Raw genomic sequence first — 24,938 nt, forward strand, 5'->3', positions numbered from 1 at the left:
TCAAATGGCGATTCAGCGTTTAATTGGTTTTGGGAAAAAAGAAGAGTTTAAGGAAATTCTGGCAATTTTAAGAAGGCAGATGCCTGATAGGATAAGAGTTCTGTGAAATTTGTCGTGTACAGAGAAATTGTTGCATACTTCTGGGTAATTTTGATTATGATGACCCTATGTTTTAACAAGGTCATAAAAATGCAACTCAAAGCAGGGATTTATCAACACTACAAAGGCAAGTTATATCAGGTTTTTCATGTAGCTACCCATAGTGAAACAGCTGATAAATTGGTGGTATATCAATGTTTGTATGGCGATTATTCAATGTGGGTACGTCCCCTGGAAATGTTTCAGGAAATGGTCATACTCGATAATGGTACAGTTGTTCCACGATTTAAATTAATTCAAGCAACTTCATGAACTAGATTAACGACATTGATAAACGCTAGACTCAACAGAATAACAAGACAGGAATAGCTGTGATGAGCATGAGTGAAACATTCCAAAAGCGAATGCAAGAGTTGCATCAAAGTTTTATTAAATTTGATGCCTTACAAAAAGACCGTATTCAGCGTTATCGAAATATAGAACCGGATTCTGCATTATTTTTAGCCATGCAAGTGCGCATCCAACAATCTAAAAATATTTTGGAGATTGGCACTTCAACAGGTTATTCGACTTTATGGCTGGCGAATGCGGCACAGACTTCACAAGGTCATGTCACTACTTTGGAAATTGATCCGGCACGTAGCCAGCAAGCTCAGCAATATGCCAATGAACTACAATTGAGTGAAGTGATTGATTTCTGGGTAGGGGATGCACAAAGTTTTCTTGAAAAGGCCGAACAGCAATATGACTTTATTTTGTTGGATGCTGAACGGGATGCCTATATGGATTACTGGCAGTATTTGCCGCATATGCTGCATCCTAAAAATGGCGTCATGTTTGTCGACAACGTCATATCACATGCAGCAGAAGTTCAGCAATTTATTGCACTGGTGAAAAGTGATGAACGTTTTATGAGTATGACTTTATCGATTGGCTCAGGTCTGTTGATGCTTTGCTATAAATAAATTTGTATGAATAAAAATATCTGTGAATCAGGGCAGAGCCCTGATCATTCAAGTCATGGAAATGCGAGTAAAATGTAAGTCATATTCTAAATATTTATGTACAAAAGCGGCCTTGTCATGACATCGGAGCATGTTGTTATAAATAAATTCCGGAACTGGATGGTACAGTTCTGCTGAACCATTGTTATAAAAAATTTTAAGATAACGTGATGAAGAACTGTAAGTATAGGAAGTTACAGTAAGTATTGATCCCATAAGCACTCCTTTTTTATATTATGTTTCACAGATTTTGTCTGTCATTTGACGTTAAGCTATAGAGGTTATGCGCTGTAGAGCAGCCTTGTAAAACATTCGTCACAAACCTGTATAAGACTTACATTACAATAAAAATTGACAAAATATAATAGAAATAAATATATTAAATTGATGAATTATAGATAGATACATTTTGTATTGAAAAATAGAGTTGTATACGCTATTCAGCTTTTTATTATTGAAGTAAAAAATATAAATTCTGTTATGTTGACAATATAGGACATACCAAAAGTTAAAGGTATTTGAAAACAGTGTTTTATTCAAAATGTAAAAAACCACGCAAAAGAGCGTGGTTTTTACATCAGTTCAATCTAAATAGAGATTAGATTTTACCTACTAGGTCGATTGAAGGAGCTAGAGTAGCGTCGCCTTCTTTCCATTTAGCTGGGCAAACTTCACCTGGGTGAGCATGAACGTATTGAGCTGCTTTAACTTTACGAAGAAGTTCTTGAGCATCACGGCCAACACCACCAGCGTTGATTTCAACGATCTGGATTTTGCCTTCAGGATCGATAACGAAAGTACCACGGTCAGCAAGACCAGCAGCTTCGATTAATACGTCAAAGTTTTTAGCTAGAGTCCAAGTTGGATCGCCAACCATTACATATTCAATTTTTTTGATTTCTTCTGAAGAATCATGCCAAGCTTTGTGCGTGAAGTGAGTGTCAGTAGAAACTGAATAGATTTCAACGCCTAATTTTTTGAATTCAGCGTAGTTGTCAGCAAGGTCACCCAATTCAGTTGGGCAAACGAAAGTAAAGTCAGCTGGGTAGAAGAATACAACAGACCATTTGCCTTTAAGATCAGCTTCAGTCACTTCAATAAATTGACCGTTTTGGAATGCAGTTGCTTTAAATGGTTTAACTTCAGTATTAATTAAGCTCATCATTGTCTCCATGATTGAGGTTTGTATTTGATTTCCAAAAGGATAGCGAATTTTTTCTTATTGCTGAAACAGTATTTTTACATTATTGAAATCGGAAAAACCGAATTAACTAATATAAAGTCTACAATTCCACCAAATCTGATTTTTTATCTATTCAATCATTTAAAGATGATTATTGAATGACAAAATATCAGTTTTTCAGCTTGCCTAACAACATGAAGGCTTGAGACCTAAAATTCAAGGGTAAATTTTTTTAAATTAAATTTATTTTTGACGCTCGAATCATTTTTAGGCTGAGTAATGGTGATCAGAAGAGGTGTGTGAACATCATTAAAGATGGTGAATAGTGTAACTCTTGTTATATGTGGCGGATTTTAGCGTGGTTGATGATCTATTTTCCATGCTTTTGAATATTCTTTACCTCAAATGCCATGAATAAATATTTGCCTGTCTTTCTCTCTGCGGCGTTACAGCGTAAAATATTCAGTTCAATTTTTTGTTTTGGGATAAATTATCTGTGTTAAGTCATTTAAATGTAGATCAATGGGTCATGGCACGTGACCGTCATCGTTTAAATCGACTACGCAAAGGTAAAGATGCCAACGAAAAACAATATCAAGAATTATTAGAAAAATCGAATCATAAAGTGCGTGAGCGCCTGTCCCGTGTTCCGAACATCAAACTCAATCAAGACCTGCCTGTTACCCAATATAAAGACAAGTTGATTGAAGCGATTCAACAACACCAGGTGATTATTGTGGCAGGGGAAACCGGTTCAGGTAAAACCACGCAATTACCACAAATTGCCATGTTGGCCGGTCGCGGTTTAACCGGAATGATTGGTCATACCCAACCGCGTCGACTGGCTGCGCGTAGCGTATCGCAGCGTATTGCCGAAGAAGTGGGTGAGAAGCTGGGTGAATCCATCGGTTTTAAAATTCGTTTTAACGAACAGGGTTCGCAAGACTCGATAGTTCGTTTGATGACGGACGGTATTTTACTGGCTGAACTGGCCAATGACCGTTACCTCACGAAATACGACACCATTATTATTGATGAAGCGCATGAACGTTCATTGAACATCGACTTCATCATGGGCTATTTAAAGCAGCTTCTACCACGCCGTAAAGATTTAAAAGTCATCATTACTTCCGCAACCTTAGATGTAAACCGTTTTAGTAACTACTTTAACGGAGCACCTGTTTTTGAAGTGGAAGGGCGCAGTTATCCGGTAGAAGTGCGTTATCGTCCAATTTCAGAAATGAGTATTGGCGGTAGTGATGACGACGAGTTTGATGACTTTGAAGAAAACTTGCCGCGTGCAGTGGTACAAGCGGTAGAAGAATGTTTTGCCGATGCACAGCAAAAAGGCCATCCTGAACATGCCGATATTCTGATTTTTGCCAGTACCGAACAGGAAATTCGTGAATTGCAGGAAACCCTGCAAAAGCATGGTCCACGGCATACCGAAATTTTGCCTTTATATGCGCGTTTAGCTATTGCAGAGCAGCAAAAGATTTTCAATCCTGGCGGTGGTGGACGACGTATTATTATCGCCACCAACGTGGCTGAAACGGCCTTAACTGTACCCAATATCCGTTATGTAATCGACAGCGGTTTTGCCCGTATTTCACGTTATAGCTACCGTTCACGGGTGCAGCGTTTACCGATTGAGGCAGTATCACAGGCGGCTGCCAACCAGCGTAAAGGCCGCTGTGGCCGTATTGCGCCTGGTGTTTGTATCCGGCTGTATAGTGAGGAAGATTTCCAAAGCCGTCCTGAATTTACCGAACCAGAGATTAAACGAACCAACCTGGCATCGGTTATTTTACAGATGCAGAGTTTAAATCTGGGTGATCTGGAAAGTTTTGACTTTATTGAGCCACCAGATCATCGCTTGGTTAATGATGGCCGTAAGTTGTTGATTGAACTGGGTGCTTTAAACGAGAAGAAATCAGAACTGACAAAAATCGGTCAGCAAATGGCAAAAATGCCAATCGACCCGCGTCTGGCACGGATGATTTTAGGCGGTGCGCATTTTGGTGTGCTCAATGAAGTCCTGGTTATTGTCGCAGCTTTGGCTGTACAGGATCCACGAGAACGTCCGGCCGATAAACAGATGCAAGCTGACCAGAAGCATGCCTTGTTTAAAGAAGGTGACTCTGACTTTTTGTTCTACATCAAGTTATGGGAAACCTTGCAAGCTAACCGTGCCTCGATGAATGAGAACAAGCGTCGTAATTTTGCACGGCAGCATTTTTTAAGCTGGTTACGTTTACGCGAATGGAAGAAAACCCATGAACAGTTGACGGAATTGGCGCAAGGCTTAAAGCTTTCCTTTAATGATAAAAAAGCCAGTTATGAAAACTTGCACCGTGCCTTATTGACCGGTTTGCTTTCGTTTATTGCCAATAAGACCGATGAACGCAATGTGTTTATGGCCGTTCGTCAGCAAAAAGCCCGTATTTTCCCGGCATCGACTTTGCATAAAACCAATACGCCGTGGGTGATGGCTTTTGAGATGGTGGAAACCTCTCAGGTGTATTTGCGGACTTTGGCCAAGATTGAACCGGAATGGATTCTGCTGGCTGCGCGTGACTTACTGAAACATCATTATTTTGAGCCGCACTGGTCGAAAAAAGCCGGTATCGTCAATGCGTATGACCAGATTTCCCTGTTTGGCCTGATTATTGAGCCAAAGCGTTTGATGAACTATGAGAAAGTCGATCAGGCTGCGGCACACGAAATCTTCCTGCGTGATGCCTTGACTACCGGTAATCTTGGTATTACACCGCCATTCTTAAAGCATAATTTACTTAAGCTGGAAGAAGTGGAACGGGTGGAAGATAAGCTACGTCGTCGTGATCTGGTGGTGGATGAAGAAACCATCTATCAGTTTTATGCCGAGAAAGTACCGCCAGAAGTGGCGAGCCGCCGTAGTTTTGAAGACTGGCGTGCGACGGTTGAGCCGCAAAATCCGCGCTATTTATTTGTCGAAGATGATGTGCTGTGGATGAATGACCGTCCGACTACCCAGCAATTTCCGGATTATTTGCATAATGGTGCTTTGCGTCTGGCAACGAGCTACCGTTTTGATCCCAGCCATGATGAAGATGGAGCGACGGTTAAAATCCCGCTACAGGCCTTGCCACAGGTCGATGAAGGTATCTGGTCATGGGGCATACCCGGCTGGCGTGAGGACTTGATTGAAGCCTTATTGAAATCCTTGCCTAAAGACAAGCGCCGCAATCTGGTGCCGATTCCGGATACTGCACGCAAACTGATGAAAGCAATAGATGCAGTCAATTTGCGTGAACATATTTTCAAGTTTTTGGCCTTTCAACTACGCGGCGAACAAATTAGCGAAAAAGACTTTTCCTTTGAACGGATCGAGCAGTATTTGCTGCCGTTGATTAAAGTGATTGATGAAAAAGGTCGGGTGATTGAAAAAGGTCGTGATCTGCCCGAACTGAAAGCACGTTGCCGTACCGAAACACATAGTCCGGTCAAGCAGCTCAAAGGCGAATTTAAAGTTTTCCCGGAAAATTTCACTTTTGAAGCTTCACAAAAGGTGACCGGTGTTGTCGTAAAGCAATATCAGGCGCTGGTACCGACCAAAGCATTTGCAGAACTAGATGCCAAAGATGAATCTGGTGTGGTGATTCAGACCTTTAATGATCAGGCTGAAGCGATTAAACAGCACCGGGAAGGGATCATTCGTCTGGTCTATATGCAGCTCGGCGATCTGGTACGCCAGCTGAAAAAACAGATTTCCAAACCGCTGGCTTTGGCTTATTCACCTTTGGGCGATAAGGCTCAGCTGGAGCAAATGTTGGTTTATGCCACCCTTCAGATGACAATAAATGAGCTTCCTGTCAATGCTGAAGAGTTTCAAAACTTGCTTTTAAATGTAAAAAAATCTTTCCTAACGCATGGTCAAGTGGCATTATCTATACTGAGCGATATTTATATTCAATGGCAGGATATTCGTCGAAAATTGTTGGTTTTAGACGATTCTATCTTTGGAAAAAATATTGATGATCTTGAGGATCAGCTTGATTTAATGAGTCTTTCCAACTGTGTGTATGTCAAATCTTTTGATATATGGCAGGAGTTTCCACGCTATTTAAAGGCTTTGGTCTTGCGTTTAGAACGCTTGCCAAATAACCTGCAAAGGGATAATTCTGCCATTGAGCAAGTTGACCCATGGATGGAAAAATTGTTTAAGTTTAAAAATGACGCTCGCCTGAAAGATTTGTACTTTATGGTCGAAGAATTTCGTATTTCCCTGTTTTCACAACCAATGAAAACAAAAATGCCGGTTTCTCCAACCCGCCTGCAAAAAGTATGGAATCAATTGGGCATTAATTAACAGAGCGCAAAATTAACGGGAGTTTTACATGGGCATTCGTATTACCGGTACCGGTCTTTATCATCCAGAAGAATCCATTAGCAATGATGAATTGGTTGCAAGTTTAAATGCTTATGTGGAACAGTTTAACCACGACAACGCGGACAAAATTGCAGCGGGTGAGATTGAAGCGCGTCGCGGTTCAGATGCAGAATTTATTGAAAAAGCATCCGGTGTTAAAAGTCGCTATGTTGCTGAAAAGTCAGGTATCCTTGATCCGAAGCGTCTATATCCGCGTTTACGTGAACGTAGCAATGATGAACTTTCCATTCAAGCCGAATGGGGTGTGATTGCTGCTAAACAGGCGATGGAAAATGCCGGGGTTACAGCTGAAGATATCGACGTTGTGATTCTTTCATGTTCAAACATCCAGCGTGCTTATCCGGCTGTTTCAATTGAAATCCAAACCGCTTTGGGCATTCAAGGCTATGCCTATGACATGAACGTTGCCTGTTCTGCTGCAACCTTTGGTTTAAAACAGGCTGCGGATGCAATCAGAAGCGGTGCACGTCGTGTATTATTGGTCAATGTAGAAATTACGTCTGGTCATACTGATTTCCGTTCACGTGACTGCCACTTTATTTTTGGTGATGTAGCGACAGCATCGATTATTGAAGATACGACTACTAAAACTGGTTTTGACATTTTAGATACGCATTTGTTTACGCAATTTTCTAACAATATCCGTAACAACTTCGGTTATTTAAATCGTAGTGAAGATGCAGTTGTAGATGACAAACTGTTCCGTCAGGACGGTCGTAAAGTGTTTAAAGAAGTGTGTCCGCTGGTTGCAAAAATCATTACCAAACAGCTGGAGAAAAATAACATTGCACCAAGCAATGTGAAACGTTTCTGGTTACACCAAGCCAATGCCAGCATGAATGACTTGATCTTGAAATATGTAGTCGGTAAAGATGCTGACCGTGCGCTAGTACCTATTATTCTGGATGAATTTGCCAATACCTCTTCTGCAGGTGTGATCATTGCATTACACCGTACTGCACATGAAGTGAATGATGGTGAATATGGTCTGCTTTGTTCATTCGGTGCGGGTTATTCTGTTGGCTCGGTTCTGGTGCAAAAACACGTTGTAGCATAAGGAATCATCTATTGCAGGTTAAGCATGATGCCAGATGGATTAAATGCCTCAGTGCGTTGTCCAAACTGTATTTCACCCCAACCTTTTTAGGGGCTGAACAGATTGATGCTGCCAAACCTGCAATGTATGTCGGGAATCACACCCTATATGGGATATTTGATTCCCCGATTCTGATTGATTATTTATATAATCATCATCAAGTGGCTGTGGTCAGTGTTGCTGATCATGGCCATTTTTATTTGCCTGGCTGGCGTACCCTGTTTAAGAAATTCGGTGCTGTCGATGGTGAAAAAGCCTATATTCGTGCAGCGATGCAGCAAGGTTATTCGATTCTGGTCTTTCCCGGAGGCGGGCGGGAAGTTTTAAAAAGAAAGGGCGAAGCTTATCAACTGATCTGGAAACAGCGTTATGGTTTTCTAAAACTCGCGCAAGAATTTAACTATGATATTGTCCCTTTTGCGGCTTTAGGCGGCGATGAAGTTTTTGAGCTGGGATTCGATGCCAATCGGATTATTGAAAGCGCGTGGTTTCAAAAATTGTTAAAGTTGCCGCAACTGGATAAATTGTTGCGTCATGGTGATGTCATTCCATCCTTGCCTAAAAGTATCATTCCGAAGCGTCTGCCTTTTTATTTTCAATTTATGCCGCGACAAAGCTTGATGCATATCAAAAATACGGAACAATTAAAAGATTTTCGTGATCAGATTCAGCAGCAAATTTATGCAGGTTTAGACGATTTAAAACGACAACGTGACCACAGAAAAGTTTGACTAGGTTTGGCCTGTATTTCATTTCCACAAGTATAAATGGATGAAGCAGTGATTGGGTTTTAGCAATTGATCAGGCAAATTTGCTTAAATTTTGAACTCAGCATACAGTATCTTTACTAGATTACTATATGATTAACATGATTAAATTCATCTTAGGATGATTATTCAATTTGAGGCGAGTATGGAACAGGATCGTTTAGTACCGCAATATCAAGGGATTGCGAAACAGTTACTCAGAATTTCTAAAAGTCTAAATGACATTCTTCAACATCAGCTCAATATTGTCGGTGGGCTGAATGCACAAAATATGTTTCGTATTGATCAGGAATGGCATACGGTACAAGTGGCCAATGGTCTGTTTCAGTTACAATTTTATGCCCCTGACTCTGCGCAGAAAAGCATTTTGCATGGTGATTTTACTTATCTTGGACAAAAAGCTGAACTACTGGAAGAGTTTATCCTTCATGATCTGTACTTTCTCACCAATGATTTAAAGCCGCAACATTCTTTGTATCTGCGTCAAAAAGCCCAGCAGCTGCGACAGCTCTTGCTTGATCAGCTGTATCTGTGGGTGCATGGTGCGGAACGGGTGCGAGCCTATCTGAAAAATCTTTCATTGCTTGAAGCTGAAATTATTGATCAGCTGATGATTAAAGCCAATATCTATTCTTTTGCTGTTTTGACAGATTATGTGATGAATAAAACCGCATTGCCTGAAACGCTCATCCAGTTTTTACAAGAGATGTGTTCTATTCAAAAGGTGTATGGAGATGAATTTTTACCCTTGCAGCCTTTAATGGAAGCGCTGGATGAGTTTTGTTTTAGCGCTGCGCAGTTTTTACCTGTGGCCATGTACCGCATTATGGCACTTTCATTTGAAGAGCGTTTTAACTTGCATGAGTTAATGGAACATCAGGATGATATCCATTTGCTCTATCGGCATGCCCAGGAACAACCTGCCTTGCTTGGCTTTGTGCGTTTAATGCGGCGTGAACTCTGGCAGCGTGATAATTTACTCTCAAAACATAATTTTCTGCATGGCTCGACTGTGGTCTGGCAAAAGAAAGTTGCAAAATTGCCGTTATTTGATTATCCGCGAGTGGTAAACTGGCTGTTTAAACAGTCTGCCGAGGTTCTGGACTGGCTGAGCCGTAATATTCAGCACAGCAGTGTCCGGGTAGCAGTCACGGCATTCAGTTTTATCGATAGCAGTCAGGTTCACCCCCAGGTCATTCTGGCAACTTTACAGTACTTTCAGCATTGTTCAGCACGCATGTTTATTCATAGCTGTCATTATTTTGCCCTGCAGGAAGCCTGGTTTGAGCATGAATATAATCAGAGTATGATGCTTAAAGGACAGAGCCAGTCTCTGGAAGACCATCGCATTGCTATCAGTCCTTCCATTTTGTATCTGGATGAATGGATGGACTTAATGCGCAATGTCACACAAGGCAATGAGCAAACAGTCAAGAAAATCTATGTGCGTTTAAGTCGAGTGATGCAGGCCTATATGTTATACCTGCACAAAATAACCTGGGGTTTCGGCAATGATTTAATGGCTTATATCCGACCTGAAACCCATCAGAATCGCGAATTTTATAGCGTATTGCAGCACTACAAAATGCGGCAGGATGAGTTCCGGCAGATTTTTTATCTGCGTGGTCGAAATATCCGGGTGTCGGTGTTCGACTCCTATGTGCGAGATTATCTGGTTGAATTTTTTAAGGATAATAAGCCTGTAGCGAAAAATACCAGCTGGATCTGGTTTTATCATCAGGCCACGGATTGGCATAATCACATCCAGAAGCGGGAAATTATCAGCCAGCTCAGGAAAAATCATGCGGTGTCGGTCTGGCAAGCTGTGATGCCGGAAAAATTCATGCACTTTTCCAGCTGGAGCTTTGAAGAATTGACAGATCTGGACCGTCTTATTGAAGAGTCGCAGAGATGTCAGAATTGTCTGGCGGCAAGCTATGCACAGCGGATTATGGAAAGAGAGTATGTGGCTTTTCATATGGTTTCGCAAACCGGCAAGCTGCATATGACCTTAGGCTGCTACCTGCGCGAAGGTCAGCTGATCTATGACCAGCTGGAATATCCGCATAATAAAAAAACCGAATATCTTTTTGTCAATATCGCGCTGCAATTTATCTCCTGGTTAAACCAGCAGTTTGCGCCGTTTAAGTGACAGTGGCTGTCGCTAAACTTTTTTCTGGGCTTAACTTTTAGGGAAAAAATCGGTAGGCTATAGCCGTTAATTTACGGTTATAGGTCTTATGAAACAAGAAACTGCACTCAAGCTTTTGAAAGCGGGCGAAAATGTCTTTTTAACAGGTTCGGCTGGTGCAGGGAAAACCTATACACTCAATCAGTACATCAATTATTTAAAAGCCCGTAAGGTACCTGTGGCGATTACGGCATCAACTGGAATTGCTGCAACGCATATGAATGGCATGACCATTCATACTTGGGCGGGAATCGGCATCAAGGATTTTTTATCCGATGCTGACCTGAAAAACATGAAAGAGCGCAAGTACCTTAAAGAGCATTTAGAAAATGCCCAGGTACTGATTATTGATGAAATTTCCATGCTGCATGCCAAGCAGCTGAATCTGGTCAATCAGGTTTTAAAATATTTTAAAGAAAGCGATGAAGCCTTTGGCGGGATTCAGGTCATCGTTGCTGGCGATTTTTTCCAGTTGCCACCGGTAGGTAAGAATGAAGAACGTAACCGGGATAAATTCTGTTTTATGTCGGATGCATGGGTGGAAGCCAAATTTCGGGTCTGTTATCTGACCGAGCAGCACCGTCAGGGTAATGACTATTTAAATGATATTTTAAATGCCATTCGCAACCAGAGTATAAGTGCCGAACATCTTCAGGCTTTGGAGCAGACCCGCCAGCAGAATGTGGGAGAAACCTTTACCCGTTTATATACCCACAATATGGATGTGGATAGCATCAACTTTAAGCATCTCAATGCTATTGATGCCGAAAGCAAGCAGTTTGACGCCATCTGTGATGGCAATGACAAGCTGATTGAAACTTTAAAATCTTCCGTTCGTGCACCGGAAAATTTGACCTTAAAGAAAAATGCCAAAGTCATGTTTGTCAAAAACAACTTTGATATGGGCTATATCAACGGTAGTCTGGGTGAGGTCATTGGCTTTGAAGAAGATGATGAATATGGCATTTTGCCAAAAGTAAAATTAACCGATGGTACGGTACTGCTGGTGGAACCTGAAACCTGGTCAGTCGATAACGATGCCGGTAAAACTATTGCCAGTTTTCAGCAGATTCCATTACGTCTGGCTTGGGCCATTACTATTCATAAGTCACAAGGCATGACGCTGGAAGCAGCCGAGATTAATCTGGCCCATACCTTTGAGAAAGGTCAGGGTTATGTGGCGTTGTCGCGTTTAAAAGCATTAAGTGGCTTAAAGCTGCTGGGTATGAATGAACAGGCTTTGGAATTGGACAGTCTGGCCATCAAGGCTGATCGCCGTTTTCAGGAGCTGTCGGAAGAAGCGGAAAATCACTTCCAACTGATTGATTTAACACCGCAGCATAAAGCGTTTATCCGTCACTGCGGTGGCACCTTGAATGAAGCTGAAATTCAGCGTAACGAGAAGAAAATTGCCAAAAGTGGCGGCAAAACCAATTATGCGACAGCCACGCTGGATGAAACTCGTGAATTGTTTGAAGAGGGTTATGAAATTCAGGATATTGCCGTTGAGCGTGGCTTGACTCCTGCGACCATTATCAATCATTTGGCGAAATTACATAAAGAGCAGGGCTTGGACATTTCCGTGGCTCATCCGGGGGATGAAGTGGTGGAACAGGTGCGTAAAATTTATAAACGCTTGATGAAACGTCAAAGTCCTGAAAACTTTAGTGAGGATGGTGCAATTAAGCTGCGTCCGATTGTAGAAGCGACCAGTCCACGTATGGGCTATGACCAAGTACGTTTAGCTTTGCTTTTTGTTGAATAAATTGAAGTAAAGTAAAATGAATGCGTGATGAGGGCTTCTTGGCTTGTCACGCATTACATCTTTTCCAACTTGGGTTAAACTACAGCCTTTAAATTACAATATGTACGGCTATGGCATTTAGCACGTGGTATACACTAAGAAGATTCGTTTATAACAACTTACATAATGAAGACTACGAAACCAGGTTTAGTCGGACGATTAACTATTTTTTAATTTTACTGATCCTGGGCAATGCGGCAGCCATATTATTGGAGTCGGTAAATTATGTGTATCAATCCTATGCGGCATTTTTCGATTTTTTCGAATATTTTTCTATCTCCATTTTTTCGCTTGAATATTTACTCCGTTTTTGGTCAGTTGCCGAAGAAAATCCATTTTACAGTGCCTGGAAGAATCGCCTGAACTGGGTCAAAAGTGGTGCAGCAATCATTGATTTATTTGCCATCTTGCCGGCTTATATTAATTTCTGGGTGCCGATTGATTTACGCTTCCTGAGAATTTTACGGCTCATGCGACTGTTAAAATTGACACGTTATTTTGTCTCCCTACAAATTCTATTGCGCGTGATTGAACGTGAAAAAGGGTCTTTTCAGGCGGTTCTCTTTATTTTAAGCATCATGATTGTGATGGCTGCCGCCTGTATTTACGTGGTCGAAAGTAAAGCTCAACCTGAGGTGTTTACTTCAATTCCAGCATCGATGTGGTGGGCGGTAGTAACGCTGACCACTGTGGGTTATGGAGATGTGACGCCGATTACTCCTTTGGGGCGTTTTTTGGGCGCAATTATTACCATTTTGGGTGTAGGGCTGGCCGCTTTACCGGCAGGTATCTTGGCAACTGGCCTGACCTATGAACTGGAGCAGCGTAAGCAGAATCTGGAATTAAAATTTAGAGAGTTATTGCAAAGTTCTGAAATTGATCTATTCAATGATCAGGAAAAAATAGAAAGTATGCGTAAAGAGGTGGGACTCACTTCAGAGCAAACGCGCAATATTATTTTCCAGTTGCTGCGTGAACAGCGGGAAGAAGCATTGAAGCAAGAACGCGAGCAATATGCCTATTGCCCACATTGCGGAAAAAAATTACCAGATTAAGCATATAACCATGCCTAAACTTTTCCATGAAATTGAAAATGAAGCTTGGGTGAATGATGAGTGATTTATTGGGGTAGGTTGCAGGTTTCAGGTGTCTATGCCAGATTTAAAGGTGGATGTTAAGCGTAGCAGTTCATGGAGTTGACTAAAAGGGAGCTTCGCAAAAAATCATCACTTTGAGTTAGAAAAATAATTTGTTATGTTATTTGTGAATAACAATAATCTGTATCAGTTTTAAAGTTGAAAAAATAGGATGATTTTTTGACTGACGAAAAAGAATAAAAATGAAAAGGGAAAATATATGCGACAGTATCAGCGAGCGGCTTTGGCTTTGGTGGTGGCCAAGCTGGAATTCGGCAATCATAAGTTAAATATTTATGACTATGAACTCAGCAGCTATCCTCAAATCAGCGGTAATGTAAATACGCATGAAGCTAAACTTTATGATTATCAGCGATCAGCCGTTTTTGAGGGGCGAAACACCGGCCGGGAATTTAACCTGTATGATTATGGACATAGTGAATTTATCAGTTTAAAAAAGAAAGGCATAAAAAAATACGAAGGTTATCATTATGGCAACTCAAGTTACTACGAAATTACCATTTCTGGCTCGACCATAACGCTGTATGATTTTAGTACAGGACAATATTATAATTTTAGTTAGTTCATCCTGAATTGGATGCTAAAAATAGCTCCGATAAAAGAGCTATTTTTATTGTGCGATCTGGATTATGCGGCTTGCAGCTCTTTACGTACTTCTTTGGCCATTTTCACTAGCGTTGCCAGTGCTATTTTCGTCTCAGCCCAACCACGTGTTTTTAAGCCGCAGTCCGGATTGACCCATAAACGTTCAGCAGGGATGGTTTTTAATGCACCATCAATCACGGTACGCATGTTGTCACTGGTAGGGGTACGTGGACTGTGAATGTCATACACACCTGGACCAACTGCATTGGGATAACCTTGCTCGTGGAACACGTCTAACAGCTGTAAACCTGAACGGGAAGTTTCAATCGTGATGACATCTGCATCCATCGCTGTGATTTGTGGCAGGCAGTCTTTAAAGTCTGAATAACACATGTGGGTATGAATTTGCGTATCCACACGTGCGCTGCTTGAACAGTGTTTGAACGATTTTACCGCCCAATCCCAGTATTCAGCCTGATCGGCTTTACGCAGGGGTAAACCTTCACGGAATGCCGCTTCATCAATCTGGATAATTTCGACACCAGCATCTTGCAGATCAGAGACTTCCTGACGGATTGCTTCAGCCAGCTGTAAACATACTTCACGACGAGTCCGATGCGCAGGAGGGAATGACCAGTTTAGAATAGTAACCGGGCCGGTCAACATGCCTTTGACAATCTTGTCAGATAAGGTATTGGCATACTCAATCCATTTCACTGTCATGGCATTTGGACGAGTGATATCCCCCACGATGATTGGCGGGCGAACACAGCGACTACCGTAAGACTGAACCCAACCAAACTTGGATAACCAGAAGCCGTCCAGCAGACCTGCAAAGTATTCAACCATGTCGGTACGTTCGGCTTCACCATGTACCAGAACATCTAGACCAAGTTCTTCTTGCTGTTGAATCGCATATGCGATTTCTTTTTTCATTGCTGCTTCATAGGCATCGTTGGTCAAATTTCCGTTATTCCAGGCTGCACGTGCTGCACGAATTTCAGCAGTTTGTGGGAATGAACCGATGGTCGTGGTCGGGATCAAAGGCAACTTCAGCTTTTCTTGTTGGGCCTTGAAACGAATTTCAAACGGTGCTTGGCGAGATTGGGCCACTAAATCAAATGGTGCATCCACAGCTTTAGAAAGTTTTTCATTTGCATAAATGTGACCGTTTGCTAAGGCGACAAGCTCCTCTAGTTTTTGGCGGGCAAAAGCAAGTTTGCCGTCTACTTCAGCAGGAATAGTTTCAGAACGCAGATCAACCGGCACGTGCAGCAATGAACAGCCCGTAGCAAGCCATAAACGCTCACCTAAAGATTTTTGTGCTGTTTGAACAATATCATTCAGGGCCACTAGGTCACTTGCCCAAACACTACGACCGTTGATTAAGCCCAAAGACAAGATTTTGTGTGTGGGTAATTGGTCAATGACTTTTTTCCAGAAAAACTCACCCACTTTTTCACGGGTAATGTCAATGTGTAAGCCTGCAACTGGAAGATTGACAGCAAGATTTAAATTGGTACCTAGAGTTTCAAAATAACTTGCCACAATCAATTTTAAACAATCATGACGTTGTAACAGATGATAAACCTGTTCAAATGCAGCTTGCCATTCTGGTGCAAGATCAAGTACTAAAGCCGGTTCATCGACCTGTACATATTCTACGCCGCGTGCTTCGAGTTCATCGAATAATGCTGCGTAAATTGGCAGCAATGCATCTACAAATTTTAAATTTGCCTGATCTGCGCTTATGTCAGCATGATCATTTCCACATTCACAGGCATGTTTTTCAGCTTCTGCTGTATTTGCATCGACAATACGGGATAAATACAGAAAGCTGACTAAACCAGGGAGTACCACTTTAAGCGGTTGATTCAATGCCTTGGCGCGATCGACTTGCGCCAGTAAATCAGAAAAATCAGCTTTAAACTGTTGTGCTGAATTTAATTCAGGTACTAAGTAGTGGTAGTTGGTGTCAAACCATTTGGTCATTTCTAGTGCAGCAACATCGGTGCAGTGGGGTGCACGACCCCGTGCCAAATAGAACTGTTGATCAACTTGATTTAGCTTTTCAGCTTCTTTAAAGCGGGCTGGAATTATCCCTAAACGCACGGCATGGGTTAAAATACTGTCATAAAATACAAAGTCACCCACAGTCACCAAAGATAAGCCGGCATCTATTTGTGCTTGCCAGTTACTTGCTTCTAGCGCTTGGGCTTTTGCTAAAAATTCTGCTTGAGTTATTTCACCTTTCCAATAGCTTTCTTCTGCAAATTTAAGTTGACGTTTTGCACCAATGCGTGGGTAGCCCAAAATATGTGTAGTTAAAGTCATGATATTTCCAGGGAGATAGATGATCTCATTTTGTTGCAAATATCATCGAACAAAAATAAAGATGAATAAAACTAATTATTTTCATGTTAAAATTATTTTTATTCATTATATGGTTTTTTGCTTTTGGGCTTCACGTACAAGGCCTCAAAAATTATGCTCTGTTGGAATGACTATTAATATGCTAGAAATTCGCCATTTAAAAACACTGACTGCTCTGCGTGAACATGGTTCACTGGTGGCTGCTGCCAATGACCTGTGTTTAACACCGTCGGCCATTTCACATCAGTTAAAAGAACTTGATCACTGGTATGGGGTAGAGGTAGTCAATCGCCGCAGCCGACCGGTCACTTTCTCTAATGTAGGGCAGCGTTTGCTCAAACTGGCAGATGATGTACTGCCACAAATCCAGATTACCCAGACAGATATTACCCGTATTGTGCATGGCCAGACTGGGCGTATTATTTTCTCCTCTGAATGTCATAGCTGTTTTGACTGGTTAATGCCACTGCTCAACCAGTATCGCCACTTATATCCAGATGTAGATCTGGATTTTGCTTCTGGCTTTGAAGCCAATCCGCATGAACTGCTGCAAAATGCCGAATTTGACCTGTTAATTACGGCAGATCCGATTGCCTTAAAAGGCATCGAATATTTTCCGATTTTTGAATATGAATCACGTCTGGTCTTGTCGAACACTCATCCACTGGTTCGTGCAGAACGTATTACCGTGCAGGAATTGGCAGAGGAAACCCTGATTACTTATCCGGTAGATAAGCACCGTCTGGATATCATGGCGAAACTGTTTATTCCTGCCAATATTCAACCCAAACAGATCCGGACCACGGATTTAACCCAAATGCTGATTCAACTGGTGGCCAGTGGACGAGGTATTGCTGCACTTCCAGACTGGGTGGTGAATGAATATGAACAAAAGGGATGGGTGACTTCGCGCCGTTTGGATTGCGTTTCTGCGAGTGGTTTGCGCCGGACCTTGTATGCGGGTTATCGAACTGAAGAAAAAGAAAAAAGCTATTTTGAAGGTTTTTTAAAGCAACTGGCTAAATTTTCGCAAAAGCGTAATCCGTATTATTCTGCTTAAAAAATCGTGCTTGAATCCTATATAGAATCAAAGCTTTATAGGGAATTTTTTCATGATCCGAGTCAATGCTAGATTGATTGTTGCAAGCTCTTAGCTTATTCAAATCAACGATAAATAATCGTTTTTATTCTTGCTAGTCTAACGCTGGAATTGCCGAAGGAGAAGGTTGTGAGTGCCGTGCGTTGGCTCAGCAGAGATTTATGGATTATTGCAGCAGGATTTGTCGCTGCCATGCATGTAGGCAAGTTGCCACCCGCGGTTCCTGTACTTCAAGCCGAGTTAGGCATCAGCTTGGTGCAAGCCGGTTTTTTATTGTCTCTGGTACAGGTTGCCGGTATGTGCATGGCACTCGTGCTGGGTAGTTATACCGCTAAAATTGGCTTAAAACGCTGTGTACTATTGGGCTTGAGTTTACTCGCATTCGCCAGTTTTACTGGTGGTTTTGTGCAGGAATTCCCGGCATTGCTGGCACTGCGTGTGGTTGAAGGTTTCGGATTTTTACTGATTACCTTAAGTGGGCCTGCTTTTATCCGCCAACTGGTTCCGCTCGAGCAGTTACAAGCCAAGATGGGGCTATGGAGCGCCTATATGGGAGGCGGAATGGGAATAGGCTTACTGTGTACGCCATTCCTGATCAATAGTATGGGCTGGCAAGGGGTTTGGATATGTTTCGGGATATTATCACTGGCTTTTGCAGCTGTGATTTACAGGGTTATTCCCGCAGTGCAGACCCATACCCAGTCGGTTGCAATATTTGATTTAATTAAACTGACTTTAAAACATCCTCCAGCCTGGATTCTGGCCGCTATTTTTGGTGTATATGCCGGACAATGGTTGAGTCTGGTGGGATTTTTGCCCAGCATTTATCAGCAATATCATATTCCTTTAGCCGTGGCAGGAGCCTTAACGGCAATCGTGGCGATTGCCAATGCTGTTGGCACCTTTGTGTGTGGCTTACTGTTACAGCGTGGTTTGCGGCCTCAAACTTTAGTCCAAACTGGTTTTGCCACCTTAATGGTCTGTGCCCTGAGTTTTTATCTGTTACGCGAATTCTTGCCCTTTATTCTGCAATTTATATTGGTTTTGAGCTTTTCATTATTTGGCGGTTTGGTCGCAGCGGTCGTGTTTTCTCAAGTATTAAATTTTTCCGCAAAGCCGATTGCCATTACCACTACAATAGGATTAGTCTTGCAATTTTCCGCCACATCACAATTTCTGTTGCCGCCTTTGATTGCCTCAATTGTACTGGCCACAGGTGGATGGTTTTGGGTGGGAATTTTAATGGCAAGCATGTCCCTGATTGGCATGCTTTTAACCAGAATTTTATTTCGAAAAGCTGCATAAATTGTGCAGATCAAGCCTGTCAAACATCCGTTGTCAGGCTTAAGAATAAAAAATCAAGAATGGCCAATAAACAGGGTTAATATCCCTGCTGCAATTAAAGGGCCGACAGGAACGCCGCGCAATACTGCCACACCTGCGACCGTACCAATCAGCAAGCCTGCAACCACGTCAGGCTGATTGCTCATCAGTTTGACTCCGCGTCCACCCAGCCATGCGACCAGTACGCCAATGGCGATGGCAAGTAATGATTTAAAGCTTAAAAAGGATTTTAAAATAGCATCGCCGGGAATTTTGCCGCTGGCAATCGGCGCAAGCACGCCAATAGTTAAAATAATGATGCCAATATTTAAACCATGTTGTTGCAGATAAGGAAAATATTCACTCAGCGGGGTAATGCGAAAAACAATCAATACACCTGCAGCAATCGTCACGGCACTATTATGGCTAAAGATACCACAGGCCAATAAAACCAGCAGGACAATCAGGTTTAAATCTAGATGGGACATTATTTAAAGGGAGAAATTTATAAATCATTGCTATTGTATAAGGTTTTGATGGAAGATTTGCCCGAAAAAGCAGGAACAATAAAAATACCCCTCATTTCAGTATAGAATGCGCATTCCGTGAGAGTAAAAGGTTAGGTCTATGTTGTTGGAAAAGATGTTGCAATCCCAGGGTTTTGGTTCGCGTAAACATTGCCAGCAGCTCATTAAAAACGGAGCAATTGCCATTCAAGGGGAAGTCCTCAGCAATCCAAAACATAAACTGGATTTGAATAATTTAACATTTACGGTCTATGGCGAAACTTTTGCTTATCGGGAAAAGGTGTATATCGCCTTAAACAAGCCGCAAGGTTATGAGTGTTCCCATCAGGCCACCCATCATTTTAGCGTATTCGATTTATTTGATGATGTATTGATGAATCGCGGTTTGCAATGTGTGGGACGTTTAGATCAGGATACCAGTGGACTGTTGTTATTGACTGATGATGGACAATTTCTACAGGCCTTAACCCATCCAAAAAAACATGTGGCCAAAGTTTACCGTATGCAAACCGCTGATGCTGTAACAGCAGAGCAAATTCAGCAGTTAGAGCAGGGGGTGGAATTACGCAATGAATCGGGTGTTTTCGCCGCGACTGATATCATTCTACTGGCTGAACATGAATTGCAGCTGACTATTCATCAGGGCGTTTATCATCAGGTCAAACGCATGCTGGCCGCAGTGGGGAATAAAGTAGAGCGATTGCATCGTCAGCAGATTGGCGCTTTGGAGTTAACAGATTTACAAGAAGGGCATTGGATCTATTTAAGCCCCGAACAGGTGGAATTAGCCAAGACAAGAATGACAGCTTAATTGTTATTTCAGGAAACAATGATAGGTTTGGAATTCATCATCTTTGACAAAACCCATTTTTTGATAAAGCTGATGGGATTGATAATTATTCTTTTGCGTCTGTAGGCTGATACGTTGAGCGTTTTCATGACGTGCAAATAAAATCGCAGTATCGATGAGCTGTTTGGCTGAACCCTGACGACGAAAAGTCGGGGTGACGTAAACATCATCCAGAATGTAATAGGTGCTACAGGCGACTGATGAAAAGCCGAGATATAACAAAATAAAACCGGTAAAAATATCATCTTTTACATGAATGAAAATGATGCTTTCCTGATTTTGAAATCGCTGCTTTAAAAATTGATAAGATACATCCAGATTAGAAGAAGCACCATAAAATTGACGGTATTCATCGAATAAAACAGCAAGGGGGTGTAAATCTTCTAAAGAGGCGCGTCGTACGATCATGCGATACTCCATGCTTTTTTATAGTCTTTGCATGAAGCATACCTAAGTTTTTATGAGAATTTTTCTAAATTTTGTTTGTAAATGCGACAGTGTTAAGTTTTGTCACTTTCACCCAAAATGGCATTCAGTTCTTCAAAAAGGTCAAGATGGTCGTCATCCAGATCGAAGTCCTGATCATGAGAAACAGCCTGTTCTGTAGAGCTGTTTGAAGGGTTTTGTTGTTGCTTTAATTTTCGGATTTTTTGCAGTTGATCAAGGTTAATATTCTGATTTTCAATAGAAAATGGAATAGATTTTGTTAAAACAACTTGTTTGAAAAATAGTCGGACTGCTTGTGCTGGCGTAATGCCCAATTGTTTAAATACTGCAAAAGCATGCTTTTTTTCTTGGGAATCCAGTCGTATTTGATAAACTTCGGTTTTTCTCATGATTTTTTAAATACGTCTAATTACTTAACTTTTCAGCATTTATTTTAATCAAATTGAATGTAATTTCAATATTCATACGTTCGATTTACCAAAATATTTTGTAATGACAAAGATATTACAACGTTAGGTCAAAATGGGATGAAAAAGTCATGTTCTGTCCACTCAGGGGATCAATAAATGCAATATGTTTGGCTAACAGTTGCAGTGGTGCAGAAAAATCATCTTCTCTTTTATGTTGTACTGTTGGATAAAAGGGATCGTTTTTAATGGCAATGCCTAAACTACTTAAGTGCAGCCGCAGTTGGTGTTGCTTGCCGGTGGTTGGTCTTAGCTCATATTTTCCCCATGCTCTATCATGTTCGATCAGATCAATCTCTGTTTCACTATTTATTTTGCCTTCAACCACTTGCATGGTATAGAAGGGTTCACCTTTTTCCATACGATAACGTGTATAACATGGAAATGTTAAAGTGGCATGAAACGGTGCAATAGCGTGATAGGTTTTTTTTACCTCACGTTTGGCGAACATCTCCTGATAGATTGCACGGCTGGCAACCTGTTTGGAGAATAAAACCACACCGGCAGTTTCGCGATCTAAACGATGAATCGGGGTTAGAAATTCATTGCCGGTCTGTTTTTTTAATCGTACCAGCAGGGTTTCCTGTACGTATTGCCCCGTCGGACTGATGGTTAAAAAATGTGGTTTATCGATGACCAGCAAATGTTTGTTTTCAAATAAAACTTTATGTTCAAAAGGAACAGGTATTTCATGGGCTAAAAAACGGTAATAGAACACATGACTATTTTCATTATAAGGTGCATCAACCGTTAAGATATCGCCTGCAGCATCATAAATTAAAGCGTCAGTAAAACGTTGTTGCCATTCAGCAGGCTTGATATGCGGAAATTGCTGACAAAGATATTGATATACACTGTTCGGTGCAGGAGAGGTTTTAGGAAGAAAAACTTTACTTGCGCTAACACCATCAATCATGGGCGGAAGAAATTCAGTACTGGTCATGTGATTTGTCGTAGATCAATCTGCTGTGCATAAAATCACTGCTATTTACAATGAAATGCAGGAAAAGTTCCATATTTGGAAGTGTGAACATGGGCAATAAAGCGGTGCGATGCTATCATAATTGTTCTTTTGAATCTTGTCGTGAGTAATATGCAGTATTCATTTAATTTGGCTTTAAACAATGAAGACGATACCCAAAATTTAGTACAGGTTTTGGCGCAGCATTTTACAACGGGTGTAATTTATTTAATTGGTGATTTAGGTGCGGGAAAAACCACACTGACCCGCTATTTTTTGCAAAGTTTAGGCCATCAAGGTGCGGTAAAAAGCCCCACTTATACCTTGGTGGAACCGTATAATATTCATGGAAAAGACATCTTCCATTTCGATTTATACCGTTTAAATGACCCTTATGAACTGGAGCTGATGGGCATTCGTGACTATTTGGAAACGCCGAATGCGCTATTTTTATTTGAATGGCCATCCAAAGGTGGCGATGAAATTCCACAGCCTGACCTGATTATCAATATTGAAAAGTCTGAAGATGAACTGACGCGTACTGCGAGTTTAAGTTTCTCGTCTGCAGCATTAAACCAAGCATTAGAGAGCCATTTTAACAATGCGTGATAATTTGAGCGAACGTCGTATTCATACCCTTAATCCTGCACTGGCGAACCAGATTGCAGCAGGTGAGGTGATTGAACGTCCAGCATCGGTGGTCAAAGAATTATTAGAAAATTCAATTGATGCGGGTGCGACGGAGCTTATTATTCGGGTTGAGCAAGGCGGCAGTACCCTGATTGAAATCATTGACAATGGTCATGGGGTTCATCCTGACGATTTGGCTTTGGCCGTCATGCGGCACGCCACCAGTAAAATCCAGACAGCAGAGGATTTACATGCCATTGTCAGCTTGGGTTTTCGTGGTGAAGCTTTGGCATCGATTGCTGCGGTGTCACGCCTGACCCTGATTAGCAGTCAAAATGATGAAGGCATCGGTTATCAGGTGGAAGTGAACGGCACAGCTTTTGATCATCAGGAAATTCAGGCGGTTGCAGCACAAAAAGGCACCCATATTCGGGTGCAGGATTTATTTTTTAATGTGCCCGCACGTCGAAAATTCTTAAAAAAACAGGCGACGGAATTTGGTCATATTGAAGAAATCGTGCGCCGTCTGGCATTGACCCATTTCGATATCCGTTTTGTATTGGAGCATAACAACACTATTCGTCTCAATTTACCGGTTGCAGATAGCGGTGAGCTGCGTTTTCAGCGTGTGCAGCAGCTCTTGGGCCGACAATTTACCGAAAATGCGTACTGGATTGATGCTGACAGTATCAATATGCGCTTGTCTGGCTGGTTAGGGCATCCCTCAGATGCGCGTGCTCAGGCCGATTTGCAATATGTGTATGTGAATGGCCGGATTGTCAAAGACAAGACCATCTCGCATGCCTTGCGTATGGCTTATGATGGCATTCTGCACGGTCATCAGCATCCTGCCTATTTGCTGTTTTTGGAAGTCGATCCTGAAAATATCGATGTCAATGTGCATCCCACCAAACATGAAATCCGCTTTTTAAATCAGCGTGAAGTACATGAGTTTGTACGTCATTTTGCTAAAGAAAAGTTGTCTCAATTTCAAACGGCCACAGCTGAACTGGCTTCGGCCATGAAGAGGGATGAGGCAGGTCAGCTTGCTGCTGTGCAGCCGCAACCACGTTATCAGGAACAGTTTCAACTGCATAAGGCGGTAGATGCGTATACGCCACAACCGGAAGCGCAAATTTCTACCGATGTGCTGAGTGATTTTAATGCCAGCAGTCCGCAAACGGTGCATTATGCCTCATCTCATGTCGCAAATAGCTATTCAGGTTCACAACAGCTGAATAATGCCTTAAAAAGCTATCTGGCACCGTTACGCGAAGAAACGGATATTCCATCTTCTCAAATCAATAGCCTAAATAGTCATCATATTGAAAAGCCGCAATCGAACTACGTGGATGAACATCCGCTGGGTATCGCCATTGCACAGTTACATGGTATTTATATTCTGGCGCAAAACAGCGAAGGCCTGATTATTGTTGATATGCATGCAGCGCATGAACGCATTGTGTTGCAGCAAATGAAAGCCGCATGGGATAAGCCTGAATTCTGGACATCACAACAACTGCTGATTCCTAAAGTGATCAGCATCAGTCGTATGCAGGCGATGCGGGTGGATGAGTTAAAAAGCCAGTTGGCACGACTGGGTCTGGAAATTGACCAATATGGCGATGAACAGGTGATTGTGCGTGGTGTTCCCGCCATTTTGCACAAGGCTGATTTTGCAGCCTTAGTCCTTGAATTGCTGAATGATCTCGATCCCAATGATGAAGCACAGGGATTGTTGCAAAAGCGTGACCAGATTCTAGCAGGTATGGCCTGTCATGGAGCAGTACGTGCGCATCGTATTTTAAGTCTTTCTGAAATGAATGCTTTACTGCGCCAGATGGAACAAACCGAATTTGTCAGTCAGTGTAACCATGGACGCCCCACCTGGCGTGCATTTCCACTTTCACAATTAGATAAACTTTTTGCTCGAGGAGAGTAGT

Annotated in this window: 21 protein-coding genes; 14 read left to right on the forward strand and 7 right to left on the reverse strand. The window is 41.9% G+C overall.

What is annotated here, in order from left to right; all coding sequences use genetic code 11:
* The first annotated feature begins 189 nt into the window (after positions 1–189).
* Positions 190–411 carry a DUF1653 domain-containing protein gene (locus FTT87_RS08145; protein WP_180174666.1) on the forward strand — a complete coding sequence of 74 codons (222 nt, stop codon included), beginning with the start codon at positions 190–192 and terminating at the stop codon, positions 409–411.
* 62 nt (positions 412–473) lie between these two features.
* On the forward strand, positions 474–1,064 hold the full coding sequence (locus FTT87_RS08150) for an O-methyltransferase (protein ID WP_086195512.1): 591 nt from the start codon (positions 474–476) through the stop codon (positions 1,062–1,064).
* Between the two features lie 48 nt (positions 1,065–1,112).
* Here FTT87_RS08150 and FTT87_RS08155 read toward each other — a convergent pair whose 3' ends face one another.
* Positions 1,113–1,319: a KTSC domain-containing protein gene (locus FTT87_RS08155; protein WP_180174667.1), complete on the reverse strand. Its 207-nt coding sequence runs from the start codon at positions 1,317–1,319 to the stop codon at positions 1,113–1,115.
* Between the two features lie 382 nt (positions 1,320–1,701).
* Positions 1,702–2,265 carry an alkyl hydroperoxide reductase subunit C gene (gene ahpC / locus FTT87_RS08160; protein ID WP_166168833.1) on the reverse strand — a complete coding sequence of 188 codons (564 nt, stop codon included), beginning with the start codon at positions 2,263–2,265 and terminating at the stop codon, positions 1,702–1,704.
* A gap of 550 nt (positions 2,266–2,815) precedes the next feature.
* Between ahpC and hrpA the strand changes: the two genes are divergently transcribed.
* The 7 genes from hrpA to FTT87_RS08195 all read left to right on the forward strand — a co-directional run bounded on the left by hrpA (position 2,816) and on the right by FTT87_RS08195 (position 14,295).
* Positions 2,816–6,637 carry an ATP-dependent RNA helicase HrpA gene (gene hrpA, locus FTT87_RS08165; protein WP_218954200.1) on the forward strand — a complete coding sequence of 1,274 codons (3,822 nt, stop codon included), beginning with the start codon at positions 2,816–2,818 and terminating at the stop codon, positions 6,635–6,637.
* Positions 6,638–6,665: 28 nt separating this feature from the next.
* Entirely contained in the window at positions 6,666–7,775 is a 1,110-nt protein-coding gene (locus FTT87_RS08170; RefSeq protein WP_086195508.1) for a beta-ketoacyl-ACP synthase III, read from the forward strand.
* Between the two features lie 11 nt (positions 7,776–7,786).
* Positions 7,787–8,545: a lysophospholipid acyltransferase family protein gene (locus FTT87_RS08175; RefSeq protein ID WP_180174669.1), complete on the forward strand. Its 759-nt coding sequence runs from the start codon at positions 7,787–7,789 to the stop codon at positions 8,543–8,545.
* 181 nt (positions 8,546–8,726) lie between these two features.
* Positions 8,727–10,733, forward strand: coding sequence for a hypothetical protein (locus FTT87_RS08180; RefSeq protein WP_180174670.1), 2,007 nt, complete (start codon positions 8,727–8,729; stop codon positions 10,731–10,733).
* 88 nt (positions 10,734–10,821) lie between these two features.
* Positions 10,822–12,537 carry an AAA family ATPase gene (locus FTT87_RS08185; RefSeq protein ID WP_180174671.1) on the forward strand — a complete coding sequence of 572 codons (1,716 nt, stop codon included), beginning with the start codon at positions 10,822–10,824 and terminating at the stop codon, positions 12,535–12,537.
* 110 nt (positions 12,538–12,647) lie between these two features.
* Positions 12,648–13,631 (forward strand): ion transporter, encoded by a 984-nt coding sequence (locus tag FTT87_RS08190; protein WP_180174672.1) that lies wholly within the window; start codon positions 12,648–12,650, stop codon positions 13,629–13,631.
* Positions 13,632–13,932: 301 nt separating this feature from the next.
* On the forward strand, positions 13,933–14,295 hold the full coding sequence (locus tag FTT87_RS08195; protein WP_180174673.1) for a hypothetical protein: 363 nt from the start codon (positions 13,933–13,935) through the stop codon (positions 14,293–14,295).
* Between the two features lie 65 nt (positions 14,296–14,360).
* Here FTT87_RS08195 and metE read toward each other — a convergent pair whose 3' ends face one another.
* Positions 14,361–16,652: a 5-methyltetrahydropteroyltriglutamate--homocysteine S-methyltransferase gene (metE, locus tag FTT87_RS08200; protein WP_180174674.1), complete on the reverse strand. Its 2,292-nt coding sequence runs from the start codon at positions 16,650–16,652 to the stop codon at positions 14,361–14,363.
* A 178-nt stretch (positions 16,653–16,830) separates the two neighbouring features.
* Here metE and FTT87_RS08205 point away from each other — a divergent pair, with 178 nt between their 5' ends.
* Complete coding sequence (locus FTT87_RS08205) at positions 16,831–17,751, forward strand: LysR family transcriptional regulator (protein WP_180174675.1); 921 nt, start codon at positions 16,831–16,833, stop codon at positions 17,749–17,751.
* A gap of 168 nt (positions 17,752–17,919) precedes the next feature.
* Complete coding sequence (locus tag FTT87_RS08210) at positions 17,920–19,095, forward strand: MFS transporter (RefSeq protein WP_180174676.1); 1,176 nt, start codon at positions 17,920–17,922, stop codon at positions 19,093–19,095.
* Positions 19,096–19,148: 53 nt separating this feature from the next.
* On the opposite strand, the gene FTT87_RS08215 is transcribed toward FTT87_RS08210, so the two are convergent.
* Positions 19,149–19,601 carry a DUF441 domain-containing protein gene (locus FTT87_RS08215; RefSeq protein ID WP_218954199.1) on the reverse strand — a complete coding sequence of 151 codons (453 nt, stop codon included), beginning with the start codon at positions 19,599–19,601 and terminating at the stop codon, positions 19,149–19,151.
* A 139-nt stretch (positions 19,602–19,740) separates the two neighbouring features.
* Here FTT87_RS08215 and FTT87_RS08220 point away from each other — a divergent pair, with 139 nt between their 5' ends.
* A complete protein-coding gene (locus tag FTT87_RS08220; protein WP_180174677.1) occupies positions 19,741–20,451 on the forward strand; it encodes a pseudouridine synthase in 711 nt (236 codons plus the stop codon).
* Positions 20,452–20,454: 3 nt separating this feature from the next.
* Here FTT87_RS08220 and FTT87_RS08225 read toward each other — a convergent pair whose 3' ends face one another.
* The 3 genes from FTT87_RS08225 to FTT87_RS08235 form a co-directional block, all read right to left on the reverse strand.
* Positions 20,455–20,898, reverse strand: a complete 444-nt coding sequence (locus FTT87_RS08225; RefSeq protein ID WP_086195499.1) for an N-acetyltransferase — start codon at positions 20,896–20,898, stop codon at positions 20,455–20,457.
* Between the two features lie 92 nt (positions 20,899–20,990).
* Positions 20,991–21,326, reverse strand: a complete 336-nt coding sequence (locus FTT87_RS08230; protein WP_180041695.1) for a type II toxin-antitoxin system RelB/DinJ family antitoxin — start codon at positions 21,324–21,326, stop codon at positions 20,991–20,993.
* Positions 21,327–21,441: 115 nt separating this feature from the next.
* Positions 21,442–22,347: a pseudouridine synthase gene (locus tag FTT87_RS08235; RefSeq protein WP_180041693.1), complete on the reverse strand. Its 906-nt coding sequence runs from the start codon at positions 22,345–22,347 to the stop codon at positions 21,442–21,444.
* Between the two features lie 150 nt (positions 22,348–22,497).
* On the opposite strand from FTT87_RS08235, the gene tsaE reads away from it, so the two are divergent.
* Together tsaE and mutL are read left to right on the forward strand one after the other, a co-directional pair.
* Complete coding sequence (gene tsaE, locus FTT87_RS08240) at positions 22,498–22,974, forward strand: tRNA (adenosine(37)-N6)-threonylcarbamoyltransferase complex ATPase subunit type 1 TsaE (protein ID WP_180041857.1); 477 nt, start codon at positions 22,498–22,500, stop codon at positions 22,972–22,974.
* Positions 22,967–24,937: a DNA mismatch repair endonuclease MutL gene (mutL, locus tag FTT87_RS08245; protein WP_180174678.1), complete on the forward strand. Its 1,971-nt coding sequence runs from the start codon at positions 22,967–22,969 to the stop codon at positions 24,935–24,937. Before tsaE ends, mutL begins: the two co-directional genes overlap by 8 nt.
* The last annotated feature ends 1 nt before the right edge of the window (position 24,938 follow it).

This window comes from Acinetobacter sp. YH01022, assembly GCF_013420235.1.
Taxonomy (GTDB): Bacteria; Pseudomonadota; Gammaproteobacteria; order Pseudomonadales; family Moraxellaceae; genus Acinetobacter.